The sequence below is a fragment of the Candidatus Cloacimonadota bacterium genome (assembly GCA_011372345.1).
Classification (GTDB): Bacteria; Cloacimonadota; Cloacimonadia; order Cloacimonadales; family TCS61; genus DRTC01.
Map to the genome: position 1 here is coordinate 1 of DRTC01000439.1, position 1903 is coordinate 1903.

Annotated in this window: 2 protein-coding genes; both read left to right on the plus strand. The window is 32.6% G+C overall.

Annotated features, from left to right (window positions below; genetic code table 11):
• Position 1 precedes the first annotated feature (1 nt).
• Positions 2 to 520, plus strand: coding sequence for a tRNA (cytidine(34)-2'-O)-methyltransferase (locus ENL20_08550; GenBank protein HHE38606.1), 519 nt, complete (start codon positions 2 to 4; stop codon positions 518 to 520).
• Positions 521 to 565: 45 nt separating this feature from the next.
• On the plus strand, positions 566 to 1903 hold a 1338-nt coding region (locus tag ENL20_08555; GenBank protein ID HHE38607.1), incomplete at its 3' end, for a hypothetical protein.

The window sequence follows — 1903 nt, forward strand, 5'->3', positions numbered from 1 at the left end:
AATGATAAAAATCAAAAAGTCCTTCAAAATCAGCGAAGATCAGCGGCAGAATATTTCTTTCCGGATCGCTCTCTTTCAACCGGAAATTCCGGCAAATACTGGAAATATAGGTCGCCTTTGCGTGGGAGCAAATGCTGAACTGCATATAATCAAACCAATGAGATTTTTATTATCAGATAAATATCTGAAAAGAGCTGGACTGGATTACTGGAAAGACTTATCACTTCATTTTCATGATTCTTTAGAAGATTTAAAAAAAGCTTATCCCGATAACGATATTTATTACTGCACTACAAAAAGTGAGAATAACCTTTATGAGAGAAAATTCAAAGCAGGAGATATTTTTATGTTCGGACCCGAAACACGCGGTATTCCGGAATCCATTCTTAAAAAAAATTGGAATAAAACGATAACAATCCCGATGTCTGATAAGATCAGATCCATAAACCTGGCAAATAGTGTAGCGATCGTTTTGTATGAAGGGATCAGGCAGATATTGTTTGACAGAAATAATGATTAATAAAAATTCTTTTTTATAAAGAATTATTAATTTGAGGTGGAAATTATGATGAAATTCAGATATTTATTAATGGTATTATTTATCTCATCAAGTTTGTTTTCTTCGACCATAAATGAACTTCGAAATGATAATAATTATCTTTCCGGATATGGTGAAGCTGAATCTTACGAACAGGCAAATAAAAAAGCTCTGCAAGATCTGATTTCTCAAATATCGGTGCAGGTGGAAGCAAACTTTACGGATATGTATGAAGAAAAAAACGGAACTTTAACGGAATTCACTCAATCTATCGTGCATACATATTCCAATACAACTTTGAAAAATGTGCAAAGTAAGGTTGATGAAAGATCGAAACCCGGAAAAGTGATAGTTTTACGATACATAGAAAAAGATAATCTGACTGACTTATTCGCAGCTCGGAAAAGGAAAATCATCGATTATACAAAAACTGCGATAAAGGCGGAACAAGAATTAAGGATCGGTGATGCTTTGAAGAATTATTATTGGGCTTTACTTTTATTAAGAAGTCATCCTGATAATAACAATATTGAGTGCAGTTTCGAGGATGAGCGAGATTTTACTTTGATCACAGCTTTACCGGATAGGATCGAGAAGATATTCTCTTTCCTCTCTTTTGATATTTCCGGAAATTATTATGATCCAACCGATGAGAAAAGAACAGTAAAACTGGATGTTAAATGTAATGATCAGAATGTTCAAAATCTTGATTTTTCCTATTATACTGGAGATAATTGGTCAAGAAATGTGACGGTCAAAGAAGGCATCGGAATGGTTGAATTTTATGATGAAAAAGCTAAATCGATAAAGGATATCTATTTGAAGATCGAATATAAATATTTCAACAGAATTTTCGATAATGAGATCAGAGATGTAAAGGAAGATACAAATCATCCGGAATTTTCTTCTTCCAGAATGAAAGTATATTCAGAAAAGCAATTCCCTGAAAAAAAAATCTCTGCAAATTTACAGGTCGAGATTGCTCCCGCTAATGAGAATATAGATAAAGAAATTTATGAAGGAATCATTAAAGAAATTTTAGTAGCGATCGATAAAAAAGAAGATGAAAAGATAAAACATTTGTTCACGCTAAAAGGATATGAAACTTTCCAAAAGATCATCAAATACGGAAATGCAACTTTGACTGACGAAAATTTCTCTCTTTATACAACAAAAGTAAATGAAAATGTGATCGTCAGACCGATTCCGATGCTGTTTTCTTTTCCTGAAAACGATCGTCAGTTCATTGAAAAACTTTCATTTATTTTTAATGAAGAGCAAAAGATAGAAAGCATCACTTTTACTTTGAGCGAAAAAGCTATTAGTGATATTCTCGATAAAAACGAAAAATGGGGAACTCTGAAT